Annotated in this window: 26 protein-coding genes and 1 riboswitch; of the genes, 16 read left to right on the top strand and 10 right to left on the bottom strand. The window is 70.4% G+C overall.

All coding sequences use genetic code 11. The features are described 5' to 3' along the window. Positions 1 to 397: 397 nt before the first annotated feature. Positions 398 to 1,888: an ATP-binding protein gene (locus tag ACF09J_RS18870; RefSeq protein ID WP_392306561.1), complete on the top strand. Its 1,491-nt coding sequence runs from the start codon at positions 398 to 400 to the stop codon at positions 1,886 to 1,888. A gap of 98 nt (positions 1,889 to 1,986) precedes the next feature. On the opposite strand, the gene ACF09J_RS18865 is transcribed toward ACF09J_RS18870, so the two are convergent. Further along, positions 1,987 to 2,181 (bottom strand): hypothetical protein, encoded by a 195-nt coding sequence (locus ACF09J_RS18865; RefSeq protein WP_392306545.1) that lies wholly within the window; start codon positions 2,179 to 2,181, stop codon positions 1,987 to 1,989. Between the two features lie 26 nt (positions 2,182 to 2,207). Continuing rightward, entirely contained in the window at positions 2,208 to 3,296 is a 1,089-nt protein-coding gene (locus ACF09J_RS18860) for a DUF4241 domain-containing protein (protein WP_392306544.1), read from the bottom strand. A 302-nt stretch (positions 3,297 to 3,598) separates the two neighbouring features. Between ACF09J_RS18860 and ACF09J_RS18855 the strand changes: the two genes are divergently transcribed. Beyond that, positions 3,599 to 4,303 carry a HEAT repeat domain-containing protein gene (locus tag ACF09J_RS18855; RefSeq protein ID WP_392306543.1) on the top strand — a complete coding sequence of 235 codons (705 nt, stop codon included), beginning with the start codon at positions 3,599 to 3,601 and terminating at the stop codon, positions 4,301 to 4,303. After that, complete coding sequence (locus ACF09J_RS18850) at positions 4,297 to 5,334, top strand: MerR family transcriptional regulator (protein ID WP_392306542.1); 1,038 nt, start codon at positions 4,297 to 4,299, stop codon at positions 5,332 to 5,334. Before ACF09J_RS18855 ends, ACF09J_RS18850 begins: the two co-directional genes overlap by 7 nt. 114 nt (positions 5,335 to 5,448) lie before the next feature. On the opposite strand, the gene ACF09J_RS18845 is transcribed toward ACF09J_RS18850, so the two are convergent. Continuing rightward, on the bottom strand, positions 5,449 to 6,255 hold the full coding sequence (locus tag ACF09J_RS18845; protein ID WP_392306541.1) for a YihY/virulence factor BrkB family protein: 807 nt from the start codon (positions 6,253 to 6,255) through the stop codon (positions 5,449 to 5,451). A gap of 307 nt (positions 6,256 to 6,562) precedes the next feature. Between ACF09J_RS18845 and ACF09J_RS18840 the strand changes: the two genes are divergently transcribed. Next, positions 6,563 to 6,733: a hydrophobic protein gene (locus tag ACF09J_RS18840; RefSeq protein ID WP_392306540.1), complete on the top strand. Its 171-nt coding sequence runs from the start codon at positions 6,563 to 6,565 to the stop codon at positions 6,731 to 6,733. 41 nt (positions 6,734 to 6,774) lie between these two features. Here ACF09J_RS18840 and ACF09J_RS18835 read toward each other — a convergent pair whose 3' ends face one another. Together ACF09J_RS18835 and ACF09J_RS18830 are read right to left on the bottom strand one after the other, a co-directional pair. Beyond that, positions 6,775 to 6,966 (bottom strand): DUF397 domain-containing protein, encoded by a 192-nt coding sequence (locus ACF09J_RS18835; protein ID WP_392306539.1) that lies wholly within the window; start codon positions 6,964 to 6,966, stop codon positions 6,775 to 6,777. Next, positions 6,963 to 7,616, bottom strand: coding sequence for a DUF5753 domain-containing protein (locus tag ACF09J_RS18830; protein ID WP_392306538.1), 654 nt, complete (start codon positions 7,614 to 7,616; stop codon positions 6,963 to 6,965). The genes ACF09J_RS18835 and ACF09J_RS18830 overlap by 4 nt, the downstream gene beginning before the upstream one ends. On the opposite strand from ACF09J_RS18830, the gene ACF09J_RS18825 reads away from it, so the two are divergent. Beyond that, positions 7,615 to 8,028, top strand: a complete 414-nt coding sequence (locus ACF09J_RS18825; protein ID WP_392306537.1) for an ATP-binding protein — start codon at positions 7,615 to 7,617, stop codon at positions 8,026 to 8,028. The two genes, ACF09J_RS18830 and ACF09J_RS18825, sit on opposite strands and share 2 nt — an antisense overlap. 41 nt (positions 8,029 to 8,069) lie before the next feature. Here ACF09J_RS18825 and ACF09J_RS18820 read toward each other — a convergent pair whose 3' ends face one another. Beyond that, the gene (locus ACF09J_RS18820; protein WP_392306536.1) at positions 8,070 to 9,182 is read right to left on the bottom strand and encodes an aminotransferase class V-fold PLP-dependent enzyme; all 1,113 of its coding nucleotides are present in this window, start codon (positions 9,180 to 9,182) and stop codon (positions 8,070 to 8,072) included. A gap of 195 nt (positions 9,183 to 9,377) precedes the next feature. Next, positions 9,378 to 9,518, top strand: a riboswitch (cobalamin riboswitch). Positions 9,519 to 9,554: 36 nt separating this feature from the next. On the opposite strand from ACF09J_RS18820, the gene ACF09J_RS18815 reads away from it, so the two are divergent. Together ACF09J_RS18815 and ACF09J_RS18810 are read left to right on the top strand one after the other, a co-directional pair. Beyond that, complete coding sequence (locus tag ACF09J_RS18815) at positions 9,555 to 9,770, top strand: CbtB-domain containing protein (RefSeq protein WP_392306535.1); 216 nt, start codon at positions 9,555 to 9,557, stop codon at positions 9,768 to 9,770. Between the two features lie 21 nt (positions 9,771 to 9,791). Then, positions 9,792 to 10,553, top strand: coding sequence for a CbtA family protein (locus ACF09J_RS18810; RefSeq protein WP_392306534.1), 762 nt, complete (start codon positions 9,792 to 9,794; stop codon positions 10,551 to 10,553). Positions 10,554 to 10,613: 60 nt separating this feature from the next. Here the strand turns inward: ACF09J_RS18810 and ACF09J_RS18805 are convergent, their stop codons facing one another. Both ACF09J_RS18805 and ACF09J_RS18800 read right to left on the bottom strand, forming a co-directional pair. Next, a complete protein-coding gene (locus ACF09J_RS18805; protein ID WP_392306533.1) occupies positions 10,614 to 11,186 on the bottom strand; it encodes a histidine phosphatase family protein in 573 nt (190 codons plus the stop codon). Between the two features lie 2 nt (positions 11,187 to 11,188). Then, positions 11,189 to 11,959 (bottom strand): DeoR/GlpR family DNA-binding transcription regulator, encoded by a 771-nt coding sequence (locus tag ACF09J_RS18800; protein WP_392306532.1) that lies wholly within the window; start codon positions 11,957 to 11,959, stop codon positions 11,189 to 11,191. 91 nt (positions 11,960 to 12,050) lie between these two features. Here ACF09J_RS18800 and ACF09J_RS18795 point away from each other — a divergent pair, with 91 nt between their 5' ends. The 5 genes from ACF09J_RS18795 (at position 12,051) to ACF09J_RS18775 (ending at position 17,800) form a co-directional block, all read left to right on the top strand. After that, positions 12,051 to 13,334 carry an MFS transporter gene (locus ACF09J_RS18795; protein ID WP_392306531.1) on the top strand — a complete coding sequence of 428 codons (1,284 nt, stop codon included), beginning with the start codon at positions 12,051 to 12,053 and terminating at the stop codon, positions 13,332 to 13,334. A 114-nt stretch (positions 13,335 to 13,448) separates the two neighbouring features. Further along, positions 13,449 to 14,450, top strand: coding sequence for an asparaginase domain-containing protein (locus tag ACF09J_RS18790; protein WP_392306530.1), 1,002 nt, complete (start codon positions 13,449 to 13,451; stop codon positions 14,448 to 14,450). A gap of 92 nt (positions 14,451 to 14,542) precedes the next feature. Beyond that, positions 14,543 to 15,442 carry a polysaccharide deacetylase gene (locus tag ACF09J_RS18785; protein ID WP_392306529.1) on the top strand — a complete coding sequence of 300 codons (900 nt, stop codon included), beginning with the start codon at positions 14,543 to 14,545 and terminating at the stop codon, positions 15,440 to 15,442. 293 nt (positions 15,443 to 15,735) lie between these two features. Further along, positions 15,736 to 16,752: a glycoside hydrolase family 11 protein gene (locus tag ACF09J_RS18780; protein WP_392306528.1), complete on the top strand. Its 1,017-nt coding sequence runs from the start codon at positions 15,736 to 15,738 to the stop codon at positions 16,750 to 16,752. Between the two features lie 43 nt (positions 16,753 to 16,795). Beyond that, a complete protein-coding gene (locus ACF09J_RS18775; protein WP_392306527.1) occupies positions 16,796 to 17,800 on the top strand; it encodes a polysaccharide deacetylase family protein in 1,005 nt (334 codons plus the stop codon). A gap of 99 nt (positions 17,801 to 17,899) precedes the next feature. On the opposite strand, the gene ACF09J_RS18770 is transcribed toward ACF09J_RS18775, so the two are convergent. Then, positions 17,900 to 19,603: a hypothetical protein gene (locus tag ACF09J_RS18770; RefSeq protein WP_392306526.1), complete on the bottom strand. Its 1,704-nt coding sequence runs from the start codon at positions 19,601 to 19,603 to the stop codon at positions 17,900 to 17,902. A 316-nt stretch (positions 19,604 to 19,919) separates the two neighbouring features. On the opposite strand from ACF09J_RS18770, the gene ACF09J_RS18765 reads away from it, so the two are divergent. From ACF09J_RS18765 to ACF09J_RS18750, 4 genes are all read left to right on the top strand, one after another. Further along, positions 19,920 to 20,309, top strand: coding sequence for a cell division protein SepF (locus ACF09J_RS18765; protein ID WP_392306525.1), 390 nt, complete (start codon positions 19,920 to 19,922; stop codon positions 20,307 to 20,309). A gap of 71 nt (positions 20,310 to 20,380) precedes the next feature. Beyond that, complete coding sequence (locus ACF09J_RS18760; RefSeq protein WP_392306524.1) at positions 20,381 to 20,758, top strand: nucleotide pyrophosphohydrolase; 378 nt, start codon at positions 20,381 to 20,383, stop codon at positions 20,756 to 20,758. A 184-nt stretch (positions 20,759 to 20,942) separates the two neighbouring features. After that, positions 20,943 to 21,449 (top strand): DUF6099 family protein, encoded by a 507-nt coding sequence (locus ACF09J_RS18755; RefSeq protein WP_392306523.1) that lies wholly within the window; start codon positions 20,943 to 20,945, stop codon positions 21,447 to 21,449. A 95-nt stretch (positions 21,450 to 21,544) separates the two neighbouring features. Further along, complete coding sequence (locus tag ACF09J_RS18750) at positions 21,545 to 22,984, top strand: recombinase family protein (RefSeq protein ID WP_392306522.1); 1,440 nt, start codon at positions 21,545 to 21,547, stop codon at positions 22,982 to 22,984. 118 nt (positions 22,985 to 23,102) lie between these two features. Here the strand turns inward: ACF09J_RS18750 and ACF09J_RS18745 are convergent, their stop codons facing one another. Then, entirely contained in the window at positions 23,103 to 24,464 is a 1,362-nt protein-coding gene (locus tag ACF09J_RS18745; RefSeq protein WP_392306560.1) for a replication initiator, read from the bottom strand. Positions 24,465 to 24,592 lie beyond the last annotated feature (128 nt).

Raw genomic sequence — 24,592 nt, 5'->3', positions numbered from 1 at the left:
CCACGTCAGGGGCAGACAGAAGCATCCCCAGCGCGCGCCACGGGATTTACCACGCCCCCGGCGCGCACCGAAGGTGCGCTGGATCGCTGACCTGCGGTTAGCAGTAGCGTCAGTTGGTCTCGACCTGTTTCGCGATATCCAGCAGGTCGAACCCCTCGGACCCGCCTCACCTGCGGGTTTGTGCTGGAGTGACCGGTGGGGCGGCTGCGTGATGCTCGGTCGTCGTGATGCCTGTAACCGCCCTGCCGGGGAGCCGCTGACATGGCTCCGCGCCGATCAGCATGAGTGACTTCTGTTGCCAGCCGTTAGGAAAGTCGGGCTGGACAGGATTTGTCTAAGTAGACTTAGACACCTTGTGGTCGATCCAGGCTGGTGGAGAGTTCCTGTGCACGAGAGCATGCTTGCCAAGCCCGAGGACGTGGTCGACCGTGATCGTGAGTGGGGTCTGCTGACCGAGTTCGTCACGGATCCGGATCCGGCGATGCGTCTGGGGATCGTGTCGGGGCGCAGGCGGCACGGGAAGTCGTATCTGCTGCAGGCGCTGTCGGAGCGGGTCGGGGGTCTGTACGTCACCGCGGTGCGGGAGGAAGGGCGGCTGCCGGCGCTCCAGCGGTTCAGCGACGCCATCGCGACCTACGCAGGTCTGCGGCCCGGCACGCTGCGGTTGACCGACTGGCGTGATGTCCTGTCCAACGCCCTTGATGTCACCGCGCGCACACAGACACCGCTGTTGGTGATCGACGAGTTGCCGTATCTCCTCCAGCACTCTCCCGAGATTCCTGGCCTGCTCCAACAGCTCTATGACGAGCGTCAGCGGGGCACCGGGGCCGGACCTGGAGCGCGGGTGATCCTGTGTGGGTCCGCGATGAGCGTCATGCACGAACTGCTGTCGGGAACGAAGCCGTTGCGCGGCCGTGCGGTGATCGATCTGAGGCTGGGAGCCTTCGACTACCGGGCCAGCCGCGTGTTCTGGCAGATCGACGACCCGCTGACCGCCCTGCAGGTGCACGCCGTTCTCGGTGGCGCTCCCGGTTACCGGCCGGTGGCGGCACGCCCGCACCCGAACGACGGCTTTGCCTCCTGGCTGACGCGGACGCTCCTGGACCCGGGGCGGGCGGTGTACTCGCGCACGGAGACGGAGTATCTGCTGCGCGAGGATCCGCGGATCACCCAGCACACCCTGTACTACGACATCCTCACCGCGATCGCCCAGGGAGCCACCACCCCCACCAGGATCGGCGCGGCCCTGGAACGCCAGCGCAACGCCGTTACCCACCCGCTCGACGTCCTGGAGTCCACGGGCTACGTCCAGCGCGAGCAGGACATCCTGCGTCCCCGCCACCCCGTCATCACGCTGGCCGACCCCGTCATCCGCTTCAACCAGCTGATCACCCTGCCGCAGGCGGCCACCGTCGAGCAGGGCTTCGCCGAACAGGCATGGCAGGCCGCCGCGCCGACCTTCAACTCCAAGATCCTCGGCCCCCACTTCGAGGACCTCGCCCGCGCCTTCACCCGTCGGTACGCCCACACCCTGCTTCCCGGCGGCCTGCCCGGCCCGGTCGGCACCACCGAGGTGGCCGACCCGGCGGCCCGCACCAAGCACGAGGTCGACGTCATCGCCCTGGCCCTGGGCGAACGCCCGCAAGCTCCGCGCGCCAGGATCGCCCTCATCGGCGAGGCCAAGGCCACCGCTGCTCGCCGGGGTACGGGTGACCTGCAGCGCCTGGAACACATCCGCGCCCTGCTCACCGACCAGGGCTACGACACCACGGGCACCACACTGGCCCTGTTCTCCCTGCACGGCTTCTACCCGGACTTGATGGAGTCCGCGGCCGACCGTGACGATCTGCTCCTGGTCGACCTGGCGACTCTCTACGGGATCGGCTAGCCACCAGTCCTGTCACGATGTCATCGGCAGCCCCAGCGACGCGATGGGGCGTGCCCGCGCACAGTGTCGGCGGAGGCGAATGGTCTGCCGCGGCCGGTTCAGGCAGTCGTGACGACGATGCCGATGTCGATGAACAGTCGGCCGGTCGTCAGCTTCCAGCGGTGGCGGGCCGTCGGGTGGGTGAGGAGTGCGCGGGACGGGGCGGGGCGGACCGCGCGGAAGCCGCGGAAGCCGGGGGATTCGGTGGCATGCCGCCTGTCCGCGAATGCGCCCGTACGTCCACGGTGTTGCATGGTGCGACGCTAGAGGTACGACGTGATCACCACGATCGAGACGAGTTCGCCGGTGGCGGAGCGGCCGAGCCATACCGGCCATGTCCCGTCGCCCCCGTGCAGAACGACACCAGGTCGCTTCCGGTCGCCTCGTCGACGGCACGTATGCGGCCGTTGCCGATGGACTCGCATGCGCCGTCGTCCTGCTCCTCGTAGTGGCGCCCGACCTTTCCGGACAGCGTCTCCCAGGCCGCGGCGTCCGCGAAGCTGTCGGTCGCTGCGTCGGTGCTGAAGCCGTAGGCGTGGCCGTCGAGGAGCAGACGGGGGTCTTCGCCCTCACTCAGCGCCCACTCCCAGGCGACGGCGGGTTCGTCCCGGATCAACAGGCGCACGGCGGGCTCCTCGGTGACCGGGAACCGATCCTCGCCGTACTCGCCCTCGCCAGCGATCACGGCCGCCTCCAGCGCGTACTCTCCGGGGGGTATGCGCTCGGTGAGTTCCCGGGGCTTCTCGTCGAGAGGGTCCGAGACGGCCAGGCGCCCGCTCGGGATGCGCACCATGGCGATGTGCCGCGGCTCGGCTGTCTCCGTCTCGTCCCAGGGTTCCACGGAGAAGGGGTTCCCCGGCTGAAAGAGGTCGTCGACGGGCAACTCCATACGCATGGGTTTCGGCGGGCGCCACAACGATGCGGGTTCTTCGTCGCCCGCGAAAGCCACCTCCTGTGCTGTGGCGTCACCAGGCTCGGGCCCGTCCGACGGCCGGGACGAGTCGGCCGCCCGGACTCCGAACCCGCACCGGTCGTGCCACCGCCGCTCCTCCGGCACATCGGCCAGGGTGTGGAACGACCCGCCGTTCCGTCCATGTTCCTCCAGCACCTTGCTGCCTCGGCAACCGGGCAGGAGTTCCACCGTGAGCCGCCAGGCGTCGGGCGCCAGGTCCGGCTGTTCCGGTGAGGCGTACCGCCGTTCCACGTACTGCCGCACGAACAGACGGCCGTCCTCCAGCAGCCGGAGATCGACCTCGTGGGTTCGCCGTCCCAGCTCGTCATAGGCCCACTGCCCGACGAAACGATCACGCCAGGCGACGAGGTGCACCTCTGCGGGGACCGCGCGCCCGGGGACCCGGTGCAGCACCACATAGGGGTCCCCGGTGACGTCCTGGGAACCGGGGGACCGCGGGGCGGGCAGGGGCGCAGCGCCTGCAGCATGGCGCGCACGGCACGCTGACCTTTCACGTCGACTTCCAGGCCGAGACCGTGGAGGCCGAGCGCGTGGGGACGCACGAGGGTCGGCTCCAGTTGATCAGCCACGCCAATGGGGGGCAGCCTGGCCTCCGACTGATCTTCCCGCTCTGCCTCGGCTGCGCCCTGGGTCGGCAAGTCCTCTCACCCCCCGCCGGTCACGGGCTTGACCTTGACATGGTGACAAGGTGTCCCCTGGTGCAGGAGGTGGTTTCGATCAACCCGACAAACGGAACCCCGCAGCACGCCCGCATGGTCGACGCCCTGAGCGCTGTGGACTCGTCGGTCAGGCTTCAGGCGGCCCTGGCGGCCGGCTCGAACCCCGACCCCGGGTTCATGGAGACGCTCGTCGAGCGGTGCGCGGTCGAGCCGGACTTCTACGTGCGGGACATGCTGACCTGGGCGCTGACCCGCCTCCCGCCGGAGATCACCCTGCCGCGGATTCGCCTCGAACTCGGCTCCGAGCACACTCGGGCCCGCAGCCAGGCGTTGCACACGCTGTCCAAGATCGGCGACAGGAACGCGTGGGTCTGGATCACGCGCGACATGCTGCGTGACGCCGACGACGAGGTCGCACGGACCGCATGGCGCGTCGCGGTCGCCCTCGTGCCCGAGGACGAGAAGCAGGGCCTGGCCGACGAACTGGTCACGCAGCTCGGCCGCGGCGACCGCAACGTGCAGCTGAGTCTGAGCCGGGCCCTCGTCGACCTCGGCGACGTGACCGAGGCCGTCCTGGAGAAGGCCGCGGCGAGCCCCGACCCGGCGGTGGCCGCGCACGCCGGTGCCACCGAGCTGCTCCGGCAGAATCCGGAGACCGGTTTCGACGCGGCCATCGAGGAGGCGAAGCGAGTCGTGATCCTCGGTCCGGAACGAGCCGCTGCCGTGGAGAGCGCGGAATGCTGATCGGTGATGTGGCCCGTCACTCGGGGGTGAGTCCCCGGATGCTCCGGCACTACGACGCCCTCGGGCTGGTGCGTCCGACGGGCCGTACCGTCGGCGGCTACCGCGAGTACTCCGCCGAGGACGTCCGCAGGATCTTCCACGTGGAGAGCCTGCGGTCCCTCGGGCTCTCGCTCAAGCAGATCGGGCGCGCGCTGGAGGACCCGGCCTTCACGCCGTCCGACCTGGTCAGCGACCTCATCCGGTGGACGGAAGACCGTTTGGAGCGGGAACAGGAGCTGCTGGATCGGCTCCGTGCCGTCGACGCGTCGGCGCCCACCGGCTGGCAGGACGTCCTGCGCATCGTCGAACTGATGCAGGGGCTCAACTCGACCAGTGCCGCGCGCAGGCAGCAGGCCGTCCTGGCCCGGCCGGAGGGTGGCCCGGTCCCCGCCGAGCTGCTGGCCGGAGCGGTCCTGACCGAATCCGACCCCCACGTCGCGGGCGCCCTGCGCTGGGCACTCGCCCGCTCGGGCGGCGAAGGCGTGGCGACACTGGCCGCCGGCGTGCAGTCGGAGGACGTCGACATCCGGCGACGCGCGGTGCTGGCGATCGCCGAGATGGCCGAGGCCCCGGGGGCGACCGCGGTGCTTGCGGACGCGCTCGGGGACCCGGACACGAGGGTGCGCGGGTATGCCGCGCTGGCGCTGGGCAGGCGCGGCGTGACCGGGGCCGTGCCGACACTCGTCGGCATGGTGGTCGAGGGTTCCCTCGACGTCGAAGCGGCGGAGGTACTGGGAACGCTGTCCCAGGACCCCGAGTGCACGGACCGGATCATGACCGCGGTGATCGACGAACTCGCCGCGCCCACCGCCGACTCCGCGGTACGCATACGTCTGACCCAGGCGCTGGTCGAGCTGTCGGGGACCTCGGCGCAGGAGGTCCTTCGCCAACTGGCCCAGGACGACGACCACGCCGTCGCCCTCGTTGCCTCGGCCTTGGTCACGGTAGTCGGCGAGCGGTCTCCCGAAGACCGGGGCGACGAGGGTTCCTGAAGAAGAGGCCATCCGCTGAGAAAACCTGGCCGGTTTGTGTGCACTGCCCCGAGTTCAGTGGAGCGACTACGGCCGTGGGACTTCGGCCACACAGCCTGGCCTGACCCAGAGGCATCATGGTGACGTGGACGTCGAACTTCTGTACTTCGCCAGCTCCGCGTTGAACTGAGCACCGATCAGAAGGGCCAGGTTGGCCAGCCACAGCCAGACCAGGAAGACCACGGCACCCGCCAGTGAACCGTACAGACGGTGATAGGTGCCGGCGTGGGAGGTGTAGACGCCGAAGCCGAGCGAGACGGCCAACAGGAGCCCTACCGCCAAGGTGCCGCCGGGGGCCATCTTTCGCACAGGGCGGGAAGGCGCGGGGCCCGAACGGTACAGCACGAGCACCAGGGCGACGGCGACCGCAGCCACGACCGGCCACCGCAGCGCACCCCAGACGGCCTGCGGCCCGGTACCCAGGTCCAGCGCCCGGCCCAGACGCCGGGTCAGGCTGCCGGTGAGAAACAACGCCAGGGTGCTCGTGAGAAGTAGCGAGATCAGGACGAGGGCCGTGGCGATGATGCGCGGAGCGGTGCGCCAGACCGGCCGATGCGCGCTGACGCCGTGCATGGCGTGCAACGCCCGGCGGAAGACGCTCAGATAGCTGGATCCCGACCACAAGGCTCCTGCTCCGCCGATAAAGATCAGCGTCCATGCCGCTGACGACTGTTCGGCCATCTGCCGCAGGGTGCTTCGCAGCAGTGCGCGGGACGCGACCGGCGCGGCCTGCGACATGCGGTCGATGACCTCCGGTTTGGCCGTCGGAATGGTCAGTCCCACGATCGACAGGATCACCAGCAGCACCGGAAACAGGGCCAGGACCGCGTAGTACGTCAAAGCGGCGGCCCAGTCCGTGACGTCGTCGTTCCAGACCGCCACCGGCGTACGGCGCAGCGCCGCCGGCCACCGGCCCGCGCGACCCTCTGCATTGGTCATGAGGCGAATGCTCTCCCCCCGTGCTCGGCCGCTTTTATGGAAGAGGAGCCGAAGGGCCTTCCCGGATCACGTCCGGCAAGGCCCCTTTCAATCCCCGATGCCAGGGGCGAGGTCAGTGCTTGAATACGTCCTTGACCTTTTTCCTTGGCCTCACGCGCTCGTGCCCCGGCTTTCCCTTCATAAACAAGACACCGTTGCGGCATGCCGGTGACATCGCAGGGCAGACGGGGGGGGCAGGAGGTTGATAAATATGGTTCCCCTGCTGCTCGTTCTGCTTCTCGCGCTGATTCTCTTCGGTGTCGGCTTCGCCATCAAGGTTCTTTGGTGGGTCGCCGTCGCCGTTCTGGTGCTGTGGCTTCTCGGCTTCGTCATGCGCTCCACCACCGCCGGCGGTGGCCGAGGCCGTTGGTATCGATGGTGACCTGACTCACCCCTGCGAAGCAGGCGCGCCTGACGGGAAGCTCAGAGGCGGGCGTCCGCCGCCAGTGCGGTGAACGCCGACCAGGCGTCGAGGGACACGGCCAGCGCTCGCCTGTCCGTGTCCTTCGAGTCCCGGACAAGAACGGCCTCTGGGCACACAGCGACCTCTACGCAGTTGCCGCCTCCACCGCCGCTGTAGCTGCTCTTGAACCAAGCAAGTTCGGTGGTGCTCATAGCGCTCCTCGCATCTGCTTCAGCAGGCTCGCGGTGGCCTGATGGCTCAGTGCCTGTGAGCGCATCTTGCCATAGCGCTGAAGCATGGCGCTTGCGGCTTTTGTATCGGTGACGAGCATGCTGCAGTCGTGGGCTTCCACGTAGCCGACCCATCGGTTCTCGGCTGTTTCAGCGAGATAGAGAGGGCCTTCGAAGCCTGCGTGATCCTCCTGGACCAGGGGCATGACCTGGATCTCCACGTTGCGGAGGCAGCCCACATCAAGCAGGTTGTCGAGCAGCGCTCGAGTCACGTCGACACCGGCCAGGCAGCGTTCCAGCAGAGCCTGCTCGACGATGAAGCTGAACGCGCTGTTCGGCCGCTCCCTCAGGAGGCGCTGGCGTTCGAGCCGAGCCGTGACTTGTTGTTCGAACTGGTCCTCGGACAGCGGCGGCAGGCGCCGGTCGAAGAGGGCGCGAATGTACGGCTCGGGTTGCAACAAGCCCGGAATGACAGAGCACTCGTACGCATACAGCGAGATCGCCTCCTCCTCGACCCCCGCCCACTGCCGGAACCAGGAAGCAAGACCCGCCTTCCGCGTCAGGCTCCTCGCCGCGGCCTCCAGGACCCGTGCCGCCGACGGGCCGTCAACTGCCAGCACGCTGGCCCGCATGCCAGCCCTGAACCACGAATCCACCACTCCCACACGTACGTTCACGCAGCGTTTTGGTGCCCGCCTCGCCCGGCTGCTCGCCGCGCACCAGCTCACCGAGTGGGGACATCCTCGCGGGACCGAAGCGCATGACTCCGTCGTCCTCGTCGTCGCCGAACTCGCCGCGAACGCCGTTCTCCACAGCCGTGTCCCGGGACGGGACTTCGCCCTCACCCTGTTCTTCGAGGAGGGCCGGGACGCCGTCCGCATCGAGGTGACCGACACCCACCCTGCCCTGCCGGCGCGCATGGATCCCGGCCCGGAGCAGGGCGGGGGCCGTGGCCTGGTGCTCGTCGACGCGCTCGCCGTCGACTGGGGCGTACGGGACCGCGTCGGCCCCGGCAAGACGGTGTGGGCCGAGTGCGCGCTGTAAGGAGGGCTTACGGGTTCAACTTCAAGAGGTCGCCCGTGGGTTCAGTTTCCCAGGGACGACAGCGCGGCCCCGACTCGCTCCGCTGCCTCCGGTGGGGTCGAGGCGTGCGGGGAGAGCCTGAGCGAGTCGGTGCGGACGGTCGCGGCGACGCCTTCGGCGTGCAGGGCCTTGGCGACGAGGGCCGGATCGTGGTCCGGCATGGTGAAGGAGAGGATGCCGGCTCGTCGCGCCGGGTCGGCGGGGGAGAGGACGCGGCCGCCGTACGTCTCGACGGCGTCGGTGAGTTCGGCGATCCGTACGGCGATCGCGGCTTCGATCGTGGCGACGGTGTGCCGCTCGACGAGCTCCAGCGCGGAGGCGAACGCGGCGGCGGCCACCGGGCTCAGATTGGTGATCGACCAGCGTCGGGCGTCCGGGGCGGGCGGGTGCTCGGCTCCGTCGAAGAGGCCGGCGTCCTCGACGCCCGTCCAGCCGGTGAGGACCGGTTCCAGGGATTCCAGGGCGCGGTCGGACAGGGTGGCGAAGCCGGTCGACCATCCGGCGCGCAGCCATTTCTGGCCGCCCGCGACCACCACGTCGGCGGCGTCCCAGGGCAGGGAGGCGACGCCGAACGCCTGGATGGCGTCCACGATCAGCAGCCGTTCCGGTCCGATCGCCTCGCGCAGCGCCGCGAGGTCGGCACGGAACCCGGTGCGGAAGTCCACGGCGCTGACGGAGAGGGCCACGACGTCGTCGGTCAGCGCGGCGCGGACCAGGTCGGGGGTGACTCCGGAACCGGGCTCGGGGTCGAGCCAGCGCGGCGTGGCCCGGCCCAGGTCCGCGTTGCGGCGCCACGGGTAGTGGTTGGCGGGGAAGTCGGTGCGCGGGGCGAGGACCACGCCCTCCCTGATGCCGAGCGCGGCGTGGAACAGACCGGTGGACGCGTTCGGGAGCAGCACCGTGTGCCGAGCGTCGGTGCCGGCGAGGCGGGCGGCCGTGTCGCGGGCCGTCTCCTCCGCGCGCATCAGGGTGTCCACGGTGGTGTGGTCGGCGCGGGCGGACGCCTCCAGGGCACGGGCGGTGGCGGCGACGGCGTCCCGGGACGGCGGCCCGAAGCGTGCGAAGTCCAGGTACCCGGCGGGCGTGTCGAAATGGGCGGCGTACGACGTGAGCACGGGGCTCGTCCCTCCGGGTGGTGCGTGCGGATCGAGTGGCGCGGCGGGCGGTGGAGTGGAGTCCCGTGGTGCCTCGGAGCCCGCCCGCGCATCCTGCCACAGCGCTTCAGATGCTCCGGATGGTGAGGTGGTCCGTGAGCGGGTGGAAGCGGCTCGGTGGAGAAGATCATGTCCGAGGGCGCGGTCTTGGCCGGGCGGGCGGCACGCGATACCGTCTGTCCGATATCGACGACGGCGAGACGGAAGCCGGTGGGAATCCGGCACGGTCGCGCCACTGTATGCGAACGCTCCCGGGCGTTCGTGAGTCAGACCCGTGGCTGTCGTCCTGTGCACCACCGAGATGGGACGCGAACTCCCAGAGGAGGTTCTGCCATGGCGCAGACCGTCGCCCGGCCGACTGCCACCGCCGCACCCGCCCCGCTGCCGCTGAAGGCGATAGCTCCCTGGGCGGTCTTCTTCGGCGTTCTCATGCTGGTCCTGCTGTACTTCGTCGGCGCCGAGCAGGGCGCCACCTCCGTGTTCAGCGGCACGGACGTTCACGAGTGGGTGCACGACGCCCGCCACCTGCTCGGTTTCCCCTGCCACTGAGCCGAGGGACGCCGCACGCACATGAACTCCGCAACGGTAAGAAACCTCCTGGTGCGGGGCATGCTCGCCGGCCTCGCCGCCGGTGTGCTCGCCCTCGTCGTCGCCTACTTCCTCGGGGAGCCGTTCGTCGACAAGGCGATCGGCTTCGAGGAGGCGCACTCCCACACGCACTCCCACGACGACGTGGAAGTCGTCTCCCGTTCCCTCCAGTCCACCGCCGGTCTCGCCACCGGCGTCCTCGTCTACGGGGTCGCCTTCGGCGGCATCGCCGCGCTCGCCTTCTGCTTCGCTCTGGGCCGCGTGGGCCGCTTCTCCCCCCGGGCGACCGCGCTGCTGCTGTCCGGGTGCGCGCTGCTGGCCGTGTACGTCGTGCCGTTCCTGAAGTACCCGGCCAACCCGCCCGCGGTCGGTGACGAGGACACCATCGGCAAGCGGACGACCCTGTACTTCCTGATGATGCTGCTCAGCATCCTCCTCGCGATCGCCGCCACCATCCTGGGCAAGCGCCTCGCGCCCGCGCTGGGCACGTGGTACGCGACGGTGGCCGCGGTGGCCGCCTTCGCCGTGGTGATCGGGACGGCGTACGCCTTCCTGCCCGTCGTCAACGAGGTGCCGGGGGACTTCCCGGCCACCGTGCTGTGGCGGTTCCGGCTCTCCGCCCTGGCCATCCAGGCCGTCCTGTGGGGTGGTTTCGGGCTGGTCTTCGGCGAGTTGGCCGAGCGGCTGCTGAACCCCCGGCCCGAGACCGCCGCGTCCGGGCAGGCGGTGCCGACCGCGCACTGAACCCTTCAGCGTGAACGGCAGGGCCCCGCGGAGAAACTCCGGGGGCCCTGCCGCGTTCGGTCAGGGCGCGGCCAACGGCCGGCCGAGTCGCAGATTCCAGCGGCCGGCCCGTCCGCTGAGTTCCGTGGCCGTCAACGGCGGTACGTCCAGCCGCCAGAAGCCGGCCAGGGGCAGATCCAGTACATGGACGACCGCGGCCCGTACGACCTCCGGCTCGACGACCGCGAGCGTACGGCCGTCCGCGTCCCGCGCGGAGTCGAGCCGGCGTCCGACCCGCTCGCACAGGTCCCGCACCGACTCTCCCCCGTGCGGCGCGCAGTCCGGGTCGGCGAGCCAGCGGCCCACCGCCTCCGGCTCGCCGGCCATCAGTTCCTCCAGGTTCCGGCCGCGCCAGCGGCCCGCGTCCAGGCCCGCCAACTCGGCCGCCGCCACGCCGTCGAGGCCGAGAGCCGAGGCCGTCTCCCGGCAGCGCACGCTCGGGGACAGGAGCACCCGGGCGGCCGAGGGCAGCGACCCGGCCGCCGAACGGGCGTCGGCCGCACCGCCGTCGTCGAGCGAGTCGCCGTCGTCCAAGCGGGCCTGCCGCAGCGACGGGCTGGTCGCGGGCGAGATGAGCGTCATACGGCTGGTCAACGTCACTCCTTGCCTGCGGTGGTGACGGCGGTGCCCGCGGCGCGCAGCGCCTCGACCTCGTCGGGTGGCGCGGAGTCGTCGGTGACGAGGGTGTGCAGCCGCGTGACGGGTGCGACGAAGGCGTGTGCCGTACGGGACAGTTTGCTGCCGTCGGCCACGGCGAGCACGCGCCGGGCGGATTCGATCGCGGCCCGCTTCACCGCCGCGTCGTCCAAGTCGTAGGCGGTCAGGCCCTGTTGTGCGTTGAGCCCGCAGCAGCCGATGACAGCGGTGTCGAAGCGCAGGGCCGTGAGCGAGGACAGGGTCAGGGGTCCGGTGAGGGCCCCCTCGCCCGGACGGGGCCGGCCGCCCGGCACGAGGAGGGTGGTCTGCCCGGGGCTGTCGGCGAGCACGTTGACGGCCTGGAGCGACAGCGGCATCACGGTCACCCGCCGTCCGCGCAGCGCCCTGGCGGCCTCCAGGCAGGTGGTGCCGCTGTCGAGGACGACCGTCTCACCGTCGGCGATCAGCGCGGCCACCTCCGCGCCGATGCGCTCCTTGGCCCGCGTGCCCTCCTGCGCGCGCAGGGTGAAGGGGGGTTCCTCGCCGCGCAGCAGCAGGGTCCGGGCGCCGCCCCGGAACCGCTCCAGCACGCCTTGCGCCGCCAGGGCCTCCAGATCGCGGCGGACGGTCATCTCCGAGGCCCCGGTGAGTTCGGCCAACTCGCCGACGCCGAGGCTGCCCGCCTCGCGCACCGCGTCCGTGATCTGCCGCAGGCGGTCCATGTTCCCCATGGCCGCGATTGAACACCATGCGCCGACAAACAGAAATACTGTGAGAACAGGCGCTTTTCAAACAAGCATCATGTTCGATACGTTCGGATCCATGGAGCGATCCCTTCGTGTCGCGCGCCTGGCGACCTTCACGTACTTCATCCTCAACGGGACCCTGCTGGGGATGTGGATCGTGCAGATCCCGCCCATCGAGCACCGCGTCGGCGTCAGCCACGCCGTCCTGGGCGGCTTCCTGCTCCTGCTCGGGGCGGGCGCCTTCGTGGGGATGCAGCTCGCCGGCCCGGTCGCCGACCGCCTCGGCACCCGGATCGTCGTGCCCGCCTCGGGCGTGCTGTGCAGCGCCGCCCTGGCACTGCCCGGACTGGCCTTTGAACCCTGGATGCTCGCCGCCGCCCTGGTCGTGCTCGGGTTCGGCAACGGCTGCCTGGACGTGAGTATGAACGCCCACGCCGTCCAGGTCGAGAAGGCCTACGGACGCCCGGTGATGTCCGCGTTCCACGCCACCTTCTCCGTCGGCGGCGTGGTGGCCGCCCTCGCGGGGGCCGCCGTGGCGAGCGCGGGCTGGACCCCGGCGGCGACGCTCGGCACGGCCGCCGTGCTGGGAGTGGTGGTCTCCGTGTGCGCCGCGCCCGGTCTGCTGCCCTCCGCCCTGCCCGCCGTCGCGGGACCGGCCGCGGACGCCGGGGGCGGGGCCGGGTCCGACGGGCACGTCGAGCAGGCGGCCCGGGCGCGCACCCGTATCTGGATCCTGGCCGTCCTCGCGCTGATGGTCATGCTGTGCGAGGGCGTCGCCAACGACTGGAGCGTGCTGCACCTGCGGACCGTCCTCGGCGCCTCCGACAGCACCGCGGCGTTCGCCTACGGCGCGTTCGCCGCGACGATGACCATCGGCCGCCTGCTCGCCGACCGCGTCTCGGCCCGCTTCGGCCCCGCCGCGATCCTGCGGTACGGCGCCTCGGTCGCCGCCGTCGGCATCGCGGCGGCCGCCCTGTCGCCGTGGATCCCGCTCGCCCTGGCCGGCTGGGGGCTGTTCGGCGCCGGACTCTCCGGCTGCGTTCCCCAGCTCTTCAGCGCCGCCGGTCACGCCGACGCCGGCGCCGCCGGCGCCAACGTCTCCAAGGTCGCCGGGCTCGGCTACCTGGGCATGCTCGCGGGACCGGCCGTCATCGGCTGGCTCACCCGCCTGGTCCCGCTGAACCTGACCTTCTTCCTCCCCGTGGCCTGCTGCGTCGTCGCGGCGGCGACGGCGGGCGTGCTGCGGCAGCGGGCGACCACGGTCGCGGGCCGGGGGCCCGTCCCCGGGGCGGGGACTCCGGCCGCGCCGGCCCTCGGCGGCGAGCAGGGTGCCGCCGGGGGCCGAGGCGCGGGGCACTAGACGGGCGCCGGGAGCACCGTGCCGGTGCCCGTCCCGCCCCGTACGCCCGCGTCCCGGCTCAGCGCCCGTGACACCGTGGAGGCCTGGACGCAGTCGATTGCGGGGAGCGGGCTCATGCGTCGTATCCACGTCGTGGCGACCGGTGGCACCATCGCGAGCCGTTCCGGGGCGGCGGGCCGCCGGGCGACCGTGCTCGCGGAAGAGCTGGTCGCGTCGGCCGGCCCGCTCCCGGACGGCGTGGAGGTGAGCACGCGGGACGTGGTCACCCGGGGCAGCTACGCCTTCGACACCGCCGATCTGCTGGCGCTGGCCCGCGAGGTGCGGGGCGCGCTGCGCGACGGCGCCGACGGGGTGGTGATGACCCATGGCACCGACACCATGGAGGAGACCGTCTTCCTGCTCGACCTGGCGTTCGACGACCCGCGGCCGATCGTGCTGACCGGCGCGCAGCGCCCGTTCGACGACCGCGCCGCCGACGGCCCGGGCAACCTGGGCGACGCCCTCGCCGTGGCCGCCGACGACGCGGCCCGCGGGCACGGCCCGCTGCTGGTCTTCGACGGCTTCGCCCACCGCGCCCGCGGGGTGCGCAAGAGCGACACCATGTCGGCGCACGCCTTCACCGCGCCCGGACGCGGTCCCGCGCTGCGCGTGGTGGGCCGGCGCGTGATCCCCCTGTGGCAGCCGGCGCCCGGTCCGCGGCTGCCTCTCGACCTCGACCTGCCCCGGCTGCCCCGGGTGGACGTGGTGCCCGCGTACCCCGGTGCGGACGGCCTGTTCGTACGGGCCAGCCTGGGCGCGGGCGCCACGGGGGTGGTGGTGGCGGCGGTCGGCGCGGGCAACGCCGGGCCGGAGCTGGTGGAGGCCGTCGCCGAGGCCGTCGCGGCGGGCCGTCCGGTGCTCATCTGCTCACGGGTCCACTCCGGCCCGGTCGAGCCCCTCTACGCGGACGGCGGCGCCGAACTGCAACGGGTCGGCGCGATCTTCGCGGACGACCTCAGCCCCTGGCAGGCCCGGCTGCTGCTGGCCGCCGCGAGCGCCGTGCCCGGCCGGTCGCCGGAGGCACTGGTCCGCGCCTGGCTCGCTGGACGGGACCCGTCGTCCGACAGTGGTTCCTGACGGCTTCCGACCGCCTGACTTCGCGGCTTCCCGGCCGCCCCGGCCCACCCACAGCAATCCCGTCCCGAGCGGTCAAGAGCAGGGAGATGTCGATGACCAAGGAAATCCTCGTCGGCTTCGGTGTGGACGTGGACGCCGTCGGCGGATGGCTCGGCTCCTACGGGGGCGCGGACTCGCCCGACGACATCTCCCGCGGGCTGTTCGCGGGCGAGGTCGGCGTGCCGCGCCTGCTGGAGCTGTTCCGGCGCCGCGGTCTGACCCAGACCTTCTTCTGGCCCGGCCACTCCGTCGAGACCTTCCCGGAGGTGTTCGACGCGTGTGTCGCCGCCGGACACGAGATCGGCGTGCACGGCTACAGCCACGAGAACCCGATCGCCATGAGCCGCGAGCAGGAGGCCGCGGTCCTGGATCGCTGCATCGAGCTGATCGAGACCCGCTCCGGCCGCCGCCCGACCGGCTACGTCGCTCCCTGGTGGGAGTTCAGCCAGGTCACCAACGAACTGCTCCTTGAGCGGGGGATCAAGTACGACCACTCGCTGATGCACCGGGACTTCGAGCCGTACTACGTGCGGGTCGGCGACTCCTGGACGAAGATCGACTACAGCCGGCCGGCCGAGGACTGGATGAAGCCGCTGGTGCGCGGCCGGGAGACGGACCTCGTCGAGATCCCGGCGAACTGGTACCTCGACGACCTGCCCCCGATGATGTTCATCAAGGCCAGCCCGAACAGCCACGGCTTCGTCAACCCCCTTGACATCGAGCAGATGTGGCGCGACCAGTTCGACTGGGTGCACCGGGAGATGGACCACGCCGCCTTCACCATGACCGTCCACCCCGACGTGTCCGGCCGGCCGCAGGTGCTGCTGATGCTGGAGCGGCTGATCGACCACATCAACTCCCACGAAGGCGTCCGCTGGGTGACCGTCGACCGGATCGCGGACGACTTCGCCGCCCGTAACCCGCGTCAGCAGGACGACGGAGTGCCGCACTGAGGCGGATTCTCGAAACTTTCGAACTACTTGGCCTTCCCGTTGATCTAGAGCTTGGGGGGCAGGTCGGGCATGCCTGAGTGAATCCAGTGGAAGTGGCTTTGAACAGGGGAAACGTGTCTACGGTGCGCCCTGGGGCTCAGCGAACGTTTCGAAATTCCGACCGAAACTGTTGACACCCGTCGGACCCGGCTCAACACTTCTCACCGCTGCGTCACCTCCTGGCAGCCGGCCGTTCCGCGAGGTTCTGTCGTGCTGCCCGCCCCCCACCACCTTCACGAGGAGGAAGCACGGACATGAACACGCTCGTCCAGACGAACGGCCGCAGACGCGGTCGCCTCACGTGGTTCATCAGGAGCCTCTGCGCCGCCGCCCTGGTTGTCATGGCCGCGATGACTTTGCCGGGCACCGCCAGCGCCGACACGGTCATCACGTCGAACCAGACCGGCACCAACAACGGCTACTACTACTCGTTCTGGACCGATGGCGGCGGCTCGGTCTCGATGAACCTCGGCTCCGGCGGCGGCTACAGCACCCAGTGGAGCAACGTCGGCAACTTCGTGGCCGGCAAGGGCTGGGCCACCGGCGGCCGCAAGGCGGTCAACTACTCGGGCAGCTTCAACCCGTCCGGCAACGCCTACCTGGCCCTCTACGGGTGGACGACCAACCCGCTCGTCGAGTACTACGTCGTCGACAACTGGGGCACCTACCGGCCCACCGGGACGTTTATGGGCACCGTCACCAGCGACGGCGGCACCTACGACATCTACAAGACGACGCGGGTCAACGCCCCCTCCATCGAGGGCACCCGGACCTTCGACCAGTACTGGAGCGTCCGTCAGTCGAAGAAGACCGGTGGAACCATCACCACCGGCAACCACTTCGACGCCTGGGCGAGCAAGGGAATGAAGCTGGGCAGCTTCAACTACATGATCCTCGCGACCGAGGGCTACCAGAGCAGCGGCAACTCCAGCATCACCGTGGGCGACGGCGGTTCCGGCGGTGGCGGCAACGGCGGTGGCGGTGGCGGTGGTGGTGGCGGCACCGGTGGGTGCACCGCGACGCTGTCGGCGGGTCAGCAGTGGAGCGACCGGTACAACCTGAACGTGTCGGTGAGCGGTTCGAGCAACTGGACCGTGACGATGAACGTTCCGTCGCCGGAGAAGATCATCGCGACCTGGAACGTCACCGCGAGCTACCCGAGTTCGCAGGTGCTGGTCGCCAAACCCAACGGCAACGGCCACAACTGGGGCGTGACCGTCCAGACCAACGGCGCCTGGACCTGGCCCACGGTCTCCTGCAGTGCGAGCTGACCCGGTCGACACCGAAGACCTCTTCAGAAAGGTCCCAAGACGTATGAGTCTCAGACCACTTGCGTCACTGCGGTCCCTGGTCGCGGGACTGGCCGTCGCCGCGCTGGCCGTGGCCGGCTCCCTCACCCTCGATGCCGCTCCGTCGTACGCCGCCACCTGCAACGGCTACGTCGGGCTCACCTTCGACGACGGCCCGTCCAACGACCACACCCCGGCCCTGCTGAACGCCCTGAAGCAGAACGGGCTGCGGGCCACGATGTTCAACGAGGGCCAGTACGCCGCCTCCTACCCGGCCCAGGTGCGGGCCCAGGTGAACGCCGGCATGTGGGTCGGCAACCACAGCTACACCCACCCGCACCTGATCCAGCAGAGCCAGTCGCAGATCGACTCGGAGCTCTCCCGGACCCAGCAGGCCATCGCCGCCGCGGGCGGTGGTACGCCGAAGCTGTTCCGGCCGCCCTACGGCGAGACCAACTCCACGCTGAAGTCGGTCGAGGCCAAGTACGGCCTGACCGAGATCATCTGGGACGTCGACTCGCAGGACTGGAACGGCGCGAGCACCGACGCGATCGTGCAGGCCGTCTCCCGGCTCGGCAACGGCCAGATCATCCTCATGCACGAGTGGCCCGCCAACACGCTCGCGGCGATCCCGCGGATCGCGCAGACACTGGCCTCCAAGGGCCTGTGCTCCGGCATGATCTCCCCGCAGACGGGCCGCGCCGTGGCCCCCGACGGAGGCGGCTCCGGCGGTGGTGGTGGCGGCGGTGGTGGCGGTGGCACCGGTGGGTGCACCGCGACGCTGTCGGCGGGTCAGCAGTGGAGCGACCGGTACAACCTGAACGTGTCGGTGAGCGGTTCGAGCAACTGGACCGTGACGATGAACGTTCCGTCGCCGGAGAAGATCATCGCGACCTGGAACATCACCGCGAGCTACCCGAGTTCGCAGGTGCTGGTCGCCAAGCCCAACGGCAACGGCAACAACTGGGGCGTGACCGTCCAGACCAACGGCGCCTGGACCTGGCCGACGGTCTCCTGCAGTACGAGTTAGTCGTCCGGTGGTTGCGGCGGACCACGGCCGCCGCGCCACCGGCGGTTCGCGTCCGGCGCGAGCGCGCGCGGGGGCCACCGGAAGCGGGCCTCCGCGCGCTCAACCCTTCGGCGCGGACGACTTCGGTGCCGCCGCTTTCGGTGCCGTCAGTGAGATGTCCTGGCTCGACAGCGTCTGCGGGGTGTCCGTGTACGCCCGCAGCCGGATGCGGACACCGCGCCCGGGGACGGTGTACCCGCCGCCGGGCGCCCGCAGTTCGAGGCGGGCGGTGGAGTGACCGGGCACCGTCGCCGGACCTTTCGCCAGGGACCAGTACCTGCCCGAGCCCTGGCCCGTGGTGAGCATGAAGTGGGGCGTGAGGGGACCGCCGCCGGTGTTGGTGACCTGGACGGTCAGCCGGGAGACGCGCGTGGCGGAGGACCGCTGCACCCCCGTGACCCGCATGGCCAGCGGCGGCCTGCCCGTCACCGCCAAGGTCGCGCTGAGCAGCGCGGGGAGGACCAGGAGCCCGACCGCCGCGATCCGGGCCGGGCGCCGGTGCGGCCCCGACAGCGGGCGCGGCCGGGGCTGCCAGGCCCGCGTGAACTCCGAGGACGGCGCCGTGACCGCGGCCGCGAGCCAGAGCGGGGTCATCATCAGGTAGTAGCCGTCCTGGGAGCGCGTCGCCAGGAAGAAGGCGCACCAGGGAAGAACGGTCGCCGCCGGGCCGAGCCGCCGTACGAAGAGCACGAACAGGGCCAGCAGGCCCGCCGCGAGGAGCACACTCGCATGCGAGTACCAGTCCAGGCGGTCGCTGCCGTCGGTGAAGTACAGGGACACGTCCACCAGGCCCTGTCCGTGCAGCACCGCGCCCTGGGTCAGCGGCAGCGCGATTCCGCGCAGCCAGTCGCCCGACTCGTGCACGATGAAGTACGCGTCGACCAGCAGCCATGCCATGACGGCGGTCCCGAGCACCCGGAGCAGCACCGACAGGGCCTGCCGGTGGCCGAGTTCGCCGCGGCGCACGGCGTAGATCCCGGCCAGCAGGAACGGGGTGACGAACCAGGGGAGTTGCTGCGCCGCGCAGGCCGCGCCCAGGCACGCTGCCCGGGCCAGTCCGGCCGCGCCGAGCCGCCCGCCCTGCCCGATCCGGGGCCAGCGGACCACGACCGGGATCAGCAGCGCCAGGGCGAGGACCGCCGGATAGCCGAGGCGCCCGTAGTTCGGCAGGAAGCCGAAGCCCAGGCACACCATGGTGGCCACCGGGCGCCACCGCTGCGGCAGCATCCGCCACAGGAGGACCGTGCCGGCGATCAGCGCGGCCGTGCTCACCGCCGTCGCGGGGGCGCCGCCGTGCCCGAGCCACAGCAGGGGCGCGGTCAGCAGCACCGCCAGCGGGGGGTAGCCGTAGGTGTAGTCGTAGCCGCCGTACACGGTGGGGGTGCGCGCCACGTGGCCGTGGAAGAGCCAGGGCCACGGCTGCCCGTACACCGGGTGCCCGGCGACCAGTTCCCTCGCGGCCTGCGAGGTGAGGGCGGCTTCGTCGTTGCCCGCGTGGTTCAGGACCCAGGCGCACAGGGCGAGCGTGACCGCGGTCACCAGCACGCACAGGTCCACGCGGGCCAGGGACCGCGTACGGCGGACCACCAGGGCCAGCACCCCGCAGACCAGGATCGAGGCGTAGCACAGGGAGATGACGCCGGCGACGGGGAGCAGCCGGGACGCGGCCTGCGTCCACACCGCCCGGGTACCGATGAAGAGGCTGACGACGGCCAGCAGTGTCAGGACGCGATGCCACTGGGCCGGTGGTTCCGGGGCGGACACCGCCGACAGTGTCCGCCGACCGGGTGCCACCAGCTGTTCTTCTGCCAAGTGCACGACACGCGAACGTAATCGGATCGGGTGAGCGGCGTGTGACGGACGGTGAAGAGTCCGGTGTGAACGCGGTAAGAAGCCCCTTTCGGGCAGGAAACGGTCAAGCCGCGTGTCGTTGGCGATCCATCGGGGCTGAAAAGATGTCTCTTTCGGACACTCTCGCGACCTCTTGTCGCGGACCGTGTCGCTGTTGGGCCGAAAGGGTGACTTGGCGTAAGAATTGGCTGGTGCAGGTGAGGGAAGCGAGTCAGGGCGGGGGGAGCCGGTGAGCAGGCGCGACGTCACCGATGAGCAGTGGGAGGGGCTCGCCCAGGTCGTCCCGCTGCGCGGCCGCGACGCCTGGCCGTCCGCGGTGGACCACCGGGTGCCTCCGGAGGCGACGACGGAGGCGCGCCGCCGCTTCGTCGTCCTGCGGGTCAATGTGTTTGCGGACGCCCGGGACGTCGCCGAGACCCTGATGGCGGGCGTCCCGGTGCTGCTCGACCTCACCGGCGCCGGGGGTGATGTCGCGAAGCGGGTCCTGGACTTCAGTACCGGTGTCGTCTTCGGGCTGAGCAGCGGGATGCACCGCGTCGACCGCAATGTCTTCCTGCTCACGCCGCCCGGCACCGAGGTGAGCGGACTCATGCCGGGAGCGGCGGTTCCGGGCGGGTGAGCCCCGGCTCCGTACCGGTGGGTGCGGGTGCCGCGCCGGTGAGGGCGCCGCGGGGTGGTACACCTGGTGCCGTGACTGAGGAACCCGAACATCCGGATCTGGCCGGGCTGCAGCGGCGGCTGGCGGAGTTCGCCGCGGCGCGCGACTGGCAGCCGTACCACACTCCGAAGAACCTGGTCGCCGCCCTCAGTGTGGAGGCGTCCGAACTCGTCGAGATCTTCCAGTGGATGACTCCGGAGGAGTCGGCCGGTGTCATGGCGGACCCGGAGAGCGCGCACCGCGTGCGCGACGAGGTCGCGGACGTCCTCGCGTATCTGCTGCAACTGTGCGAGGTGCTCGGGGTCGACCCGCTGGCGGAGCTGGCGGCGAAGATCGACCGGAACGAGCGGCGGTTCCCGGTGCCGGGCGAGCCGGAGGAATCCGGGGGGCCGGGAGACCCGGCGCGGTGAAGAAAGGGGAAGCCCACCTTCCGTTGTCACTCTCCGGAATCATCCATCGGGTCGAAACCGTTTTGTTGTCCGCAGATTTCCGTCTTCCTCTGGCTTTTGACCCCAGTCGCCTTCACTCTGGGTAGTGAACAACGGAGTTCGGGCGGACGTGCGAACAGCACGTCGGGACAGACAGGGGCAGCGCATGGACGCGGTGCGGCTCATCCTGGCGAGCAGGCGTGCCCTGGCGGGCAGTGACGAGGCCCCGGCCATCCTGACCGAGGTGTGGCAGGCGCAGGCATTGGCGCAGGCGATCGGCAGCCGCCTCGCCGTCTCGGGACCGCCCGAATTACGGGGCGAGGCATTGGGGTTGACGGAACTGGCGGGCCGCGGCTGCGGGGTACTCGGGGCGCCGGACCTCGATCCGGCGGACCTGCGGGCGGCCCGGCTCACCGAACTGGACGACGCCCGGCAGGCGTTGCTCAACCTGGACGTCCTGCTGGGCGAGGCCGGCATCGCGCTCGTCGGCGTCGCCAGCTCGGCCGCCGACGAGGCCATGTACTGGCAGTGCATGGAGGCGATCGACGCGGCGGACGAGTCCCGGGACCGGGTCCGCGAGATGGTGCGGAAACTGGCCGCGCGGGAGGAGGCGCCGCCGGAGCGGGAGGCGATTTCACCCGACCGGGGGTGGGAGGGGGGCGGGCCCCGGTGAGGCCCCCGCGCCCGCCGGCCGTCCGGCGTGCAGGATGGGGGGTATGGATCTGCGCATCTTCACCGATGTCATGGCCCGTTCATACACTCTTTCTCATGAGGCGATCGACGAACGGCAAGCAGACCAAGCCTGATGACGGAGAGGCGGCGATCTACTGCCGGATCTCCCAGGCCGGCGACGAGGACCAGACGGGGGTGGACCGGCAGGAGCGCATCTGCCGGGAGATGGCGGAACGTCTCGGCGTACACGTTGCCGACGTGTTCGTGGACAACAACCGGTCCGCGTGGCGCCGGAACCGCAGCCGTCCGGGGTGGGACGAGTTGCTGGAGATGATGGCGACGGGGAAGTACCGGCACGTTCTCGTGTACCACCCGGATCGCTTAATGCGGCAGCCGAGGGACCTGGAACAGTTGCTCTCGGTTGCCGACGACCAGCACATCATGCTCCACGGGCAAGCCAACCGCAGGGATCTTTCCGACCCTGACGACCGCTTCATCCTGCGGATCGAGGTCGCGCACGCGTGTCGCTCGTCGGATGACACCTCCCGGAGGATCGTCTCCGCGCTGGAGGACAGGGTGCGCGCGGGTGATCCGCACATGAGCAGGCGACCGTACGGCTACACGCCGGACCGGCGCACAGTCGTGGAGGAAGAAGCAGAGATCATCCGGGATGTCTTCCGCCGCTACCTGGACGGAGAATCGCCGGAAGCCCTGGCGAAGGATCTGCACAAGCGAGGGATCACAACAGCCCAGGGGAAAGCCTGGCAGGGTACCAACATCCGTAACCTGCTTTCGCAGCCTTTCCTTGCCGGCATACGGGTCTACCGCGGTGAGCACGTCGGAACGGGCAACTGGCCCGCGATCATTGACCTTGGGCAGTGGCAGGAAGTGCAGGAGATGCGCTCCCATCGTGCCGCACAGCACGCGGAGGGAAAGAAGCCTCAGCGCTACTACTTGCTCCGTGGAGTAGTCACCTGTACATGTGGAAAACGCATGGCCGGGAGCAAGACGAAGCAGAAGGCGAACTATCGTTGTACGCGAATGTCCTTCAACGGTGAGGGGAAGTGTCAGCGAGTGATCGCGGCCGACCCCCTTGAGGCGGCGGTCAAGAACGTCGCACTTGAAGTCCTGGAAAAGTTGGACGTCACCGGGCATCAGCCTGCCGCCACTGCGCGGCCGCACGCCGACGTCACGGCCGACGAGGACGACGCTCGGCAGCTTCAGGAGCTCAACGAGATGTGGCTTGCGAAGGAGATTCCCACCCCTGAATACCGGACGATGCGCCGGACGATCGAAGATCGGATGAAAGAGCGCCAGCGTCGGACCGTGCAACGACCCGTGGCCGTGCTGGAAGGGGTCGCGGGACCTGGCAGCCGTAAAGCGTGGGCAGAGCTTGAGAAGGAAGAGAACTATGCGCGCATGAACGCGATTTACCGCTTCCTGTTCTCGGCGGTGATCATTCATCCGGCAACGAAGATGGGGAGGGGGCTCGACCTGGACCGGATCGAGATCGAGCCCGCCCCTCTGTGGGATTAGCGTTCCGGTTTGGGGCTGAGGAGCCGGGCAAGGCGCTCTGCGCTCTTCGGCCCCAAGCGGGTCGGGAATTTGGCAGCCTGCTTCCTTACCCACCGGGCCCGCTCTTCCTCGCGAGGGTTCATAGGCTGCCGCCCCCACGCCGGTCCAGTTCTTCTCGAACGATCTCGCGATGGATGGCTATGTCATGGGCGATTCCGGCGGCGATCTGCGCGGCGCCGGGGGTGTGGCCGGAGCCGGCGTAGCGCCAGTGCCGTTCGGTGATCGTGTCGGGGGCGTCGACGTGGCCCATGTGGTGGGCGCGTTCGGCACGAAGTGCTGCGTAGGTGGTGGAGTAGGCGCGGGACTTGGTGAGGATGTGACCCCGGTAGCCGAGGGTGTGGGCCCAGGCCCGCAGGCGAAGGGGTTCGTACTCGGGGAGGCCGCCGAGGCGCCAGCAAGCGCGCATGAGGGTGCGCACGTGTTGGCTGACCGGCGCCATGGCGATGTCGGCCCAGGCGGTGAGCGGGTGGTCGAGGCCGGCGCCTGTCTCACTCGCCCCTTTGGTGACGTACTTGGCGACGTACGCGGCCACGGCGTCGTCGTCCGGGCCGTCACCATCAGCACGCAGAGGGCGAGCGTCGACCTGCGCGCCCCAGCGCAGCACCAGTTCACCCACGGATGGGCTGTACGGCGTGCGGACCAGAACGTGCTGAGCGGATTTGCGTACGACGTCGATGAGTCGCTCCGTTGTGCCCCAGGCCGGGGGTTCGTCGTCGGGCCCGGCCGGTCCGTCGAGGCGGACGACGGCATGGACATGGACGGCCGCCCGTTTTTGGTACTCGGCGACGCGGGCGAAGGACAGTCGGGCGTGGTCGGCGAAGCGCGACTGTACGAGGCCGGCCGCGGAGGCGAGGCGGCGCCGGACGTCGATGACGAAGCGATCCCACAGCTTGGATGCGTGCGCGTGCCAGAGGACGTGCGTCGAGTAGTCGTAGCAGTCGGGGCAGAGCGGTTGGCCGACGACCAAGGCGTCCGGGGCGTGGGCCGTGCCGCAGCCGAGGGAGCGGCCATGTTCGCAGGTTCGGCCGTTGCGGCGAGGTCGGCAGGCTTCTCCGGCCCGGTGGACCGGTCCGAAGGAGGGAGCGGTCAAGGTGACGAAGAGCCGGGGCCGGTGGCGGACGGCGGCGGGAACGTGCTTGCCGCCGAGGAGGCCCGCGCGCACGAGGTGGAAGGTGTCTCCAGCGTGGAGGCGGGAGCAGGCCGGGCAGACGGTGGCGCGGCGGTTGCGGCAGCGGACGAGGAGGCGTTCGGCGGGTTCGTCGCGGGTGTCGTAGTGGCGGAGGATCTCGCCGGTCGTGCCGTCCAGGGTGGCGGTCGAGCCGGACAGATGGATGGGGTGGGCGCAGCCGCCGGTAGCGGTGACCTGTTCCAGCCAGCGGGGGAACTGCGGGTCTTGGGCGAGGCGGATGGCGTCGCGGTCGGTTTCGGGGAGCTGACGCAGGCGCGCCGCACGATCGAGGGCGGCGCGCCTGTCAGCCGGGGTGTACTCGGGCGTGATGGGGGTGACCTTCCAGTGTGGGCCGCCGAAGCGGCTCTGGGGTTGGCGGGCGGTGCGCGGTCGGTCATGGG

Source organism: Streptomyces sp. NPDC014889, assembly GCF_043081205.1.
Classification (GTDB): domain Bacteria; phylum Actinomycetota; class Actinomycetes; order Streptomycetales; family Streptomycetaceae; genus Streptomyces.
Note: the sequence above shows the minus strand (reverse complement) of the source record. Positions and strands in the feature narration are given on the sequence as shown.

What these genes read in the sequence shown, in the direction of transcription:
- ACF09J_RS18870 (WP_392306561.1), top strand. Translation starts at nt 398, where the DNA reads ATGCTTGCCAAGCCCGAGGACGTGGTCGACCGTGATCGTGAGTGGGGT.
- ACF09J_RS18865 (WP_392306545.1), bottom strand. Translation starts at nt 2,181, where the DNA reads ATGCAACACCGTGGACGTACGGGCGCATTCGCGGACAGGCGGCATGCC.
- ACF09J_RS18850 (WP_392306542.1), top strand. Translation starts at nt 4,297, where the DNA reads ATGCTGATCGGTGATGTGGCCCGTCACTCGGGGGTGAGTCCCCGGATG.
- ACF09J_RS18840 (WP_392306540.1), top strand. Translation starts at nt 6,563, where the DNA reads ATGGTTCCCCTGCTGCTCGTTCTGCTTCTCGCGCTGATTCTCTTCGGT.
- ACF09J_RS18835 (WP_392306539.1), bottom strand. Translation starts at nt 6,966, where the DNA reads ATGAGCACCACCGAACTTGCTTGGTTCAAGAGCAGCTACAGCGGCGGT.
- ACF09J_RS18825 (WP_392306537.1), top strand. Translation starts at nt 7,615, where the DNA reads ATGCCAGCCCTGAACCACGAATCCACCACTCCCACACGTACGTTCACG.
- ACF09J_RS18830 (WP_392306538.1), bottom strand. Translation starts at nt 7,616, where the DNA reads ATGCGGGCCAGCGTGCTGGCAGTTGACGGCCCGTCGGCGGCACGGGTC.
- ACF09J_RS18815 (WP_392306535.1), top strand. Translation starts at nt 9,555, where the DNA reads ATGGCGCAGACCGTCGCCCGGCCGACTGCCACCGCCGCACCCGCCCCG.
- ACF09J_RS18810 (WP_392306534.1), top strand. Translation starts at nt 9,792, where the DNA reads ATGAACTCCGCAACGGTAAGAAACCTCCTGGTGCGGGGCATGCTCGCC.
- ACF09J_RS18800 (WP_392306532.1), bottom strand. Translation starts at nt 11,959, where the DNA reads ATGGGGAACATGGACCGCCTGCGGCAGATCACGGACGCGGTGCGCGAG.
- ACF09J_RS18795 (WP_392306531.1), top strand. Translation starts at nt 12,051, where the DNA reads ATGGAGCGATCCCTTCGTGTCGCGCGCCTGGCGACCTTCACGTACTTC.
- ACF09J_RS18790 (WP_392306530.1), top strand. Translation starts at nt 13,449, where the DNA reads ATGCGTCGTATCCACGTCGTGGCGACCGGTGGCACCATCGCGAGCCGT.
- ACF09J_RS18785 (WP_392306529.1), top strand. Translation starts at nt 14,543, where the DNA reads ATGACCAAGGAAATCCTCGTCGGCTTCGGTGTGGACGTGGACGCCGTC.
- ACF09J_RS18780 (WP_392306528.1), top strand. Translation starts at nt 15,736, where the DNA reads ATGAACACGCTCGTCCAGACGAACGGCCGCAGACGCGGTCGCCTCACG.
- ACF09J_RS18775 (WP_392306527.1), top strand. Translation starts at nt 16,796, where the DNA reads ATGAGTCTCAGACCACTTGCGTCACTGCGGTCCCTGGTCGCGGGACTG.
- ACF09J_RS18755 (WP_392306523.1), top strand. Translation starts at nt 20,943, where the DNA reads ATGGACGCGGTGCGGCTCATCCTGGCGAGCAGGCGTGCCCTGGCGGGC.
- ACF09J_RS18750 (WP_392306522.1), top strand. Translation starts at nt 21,545, where the DNA reads ATGAGGCGATCGACGAACGGCAAGCAGACCAAGCCTGATGACGGAGAG.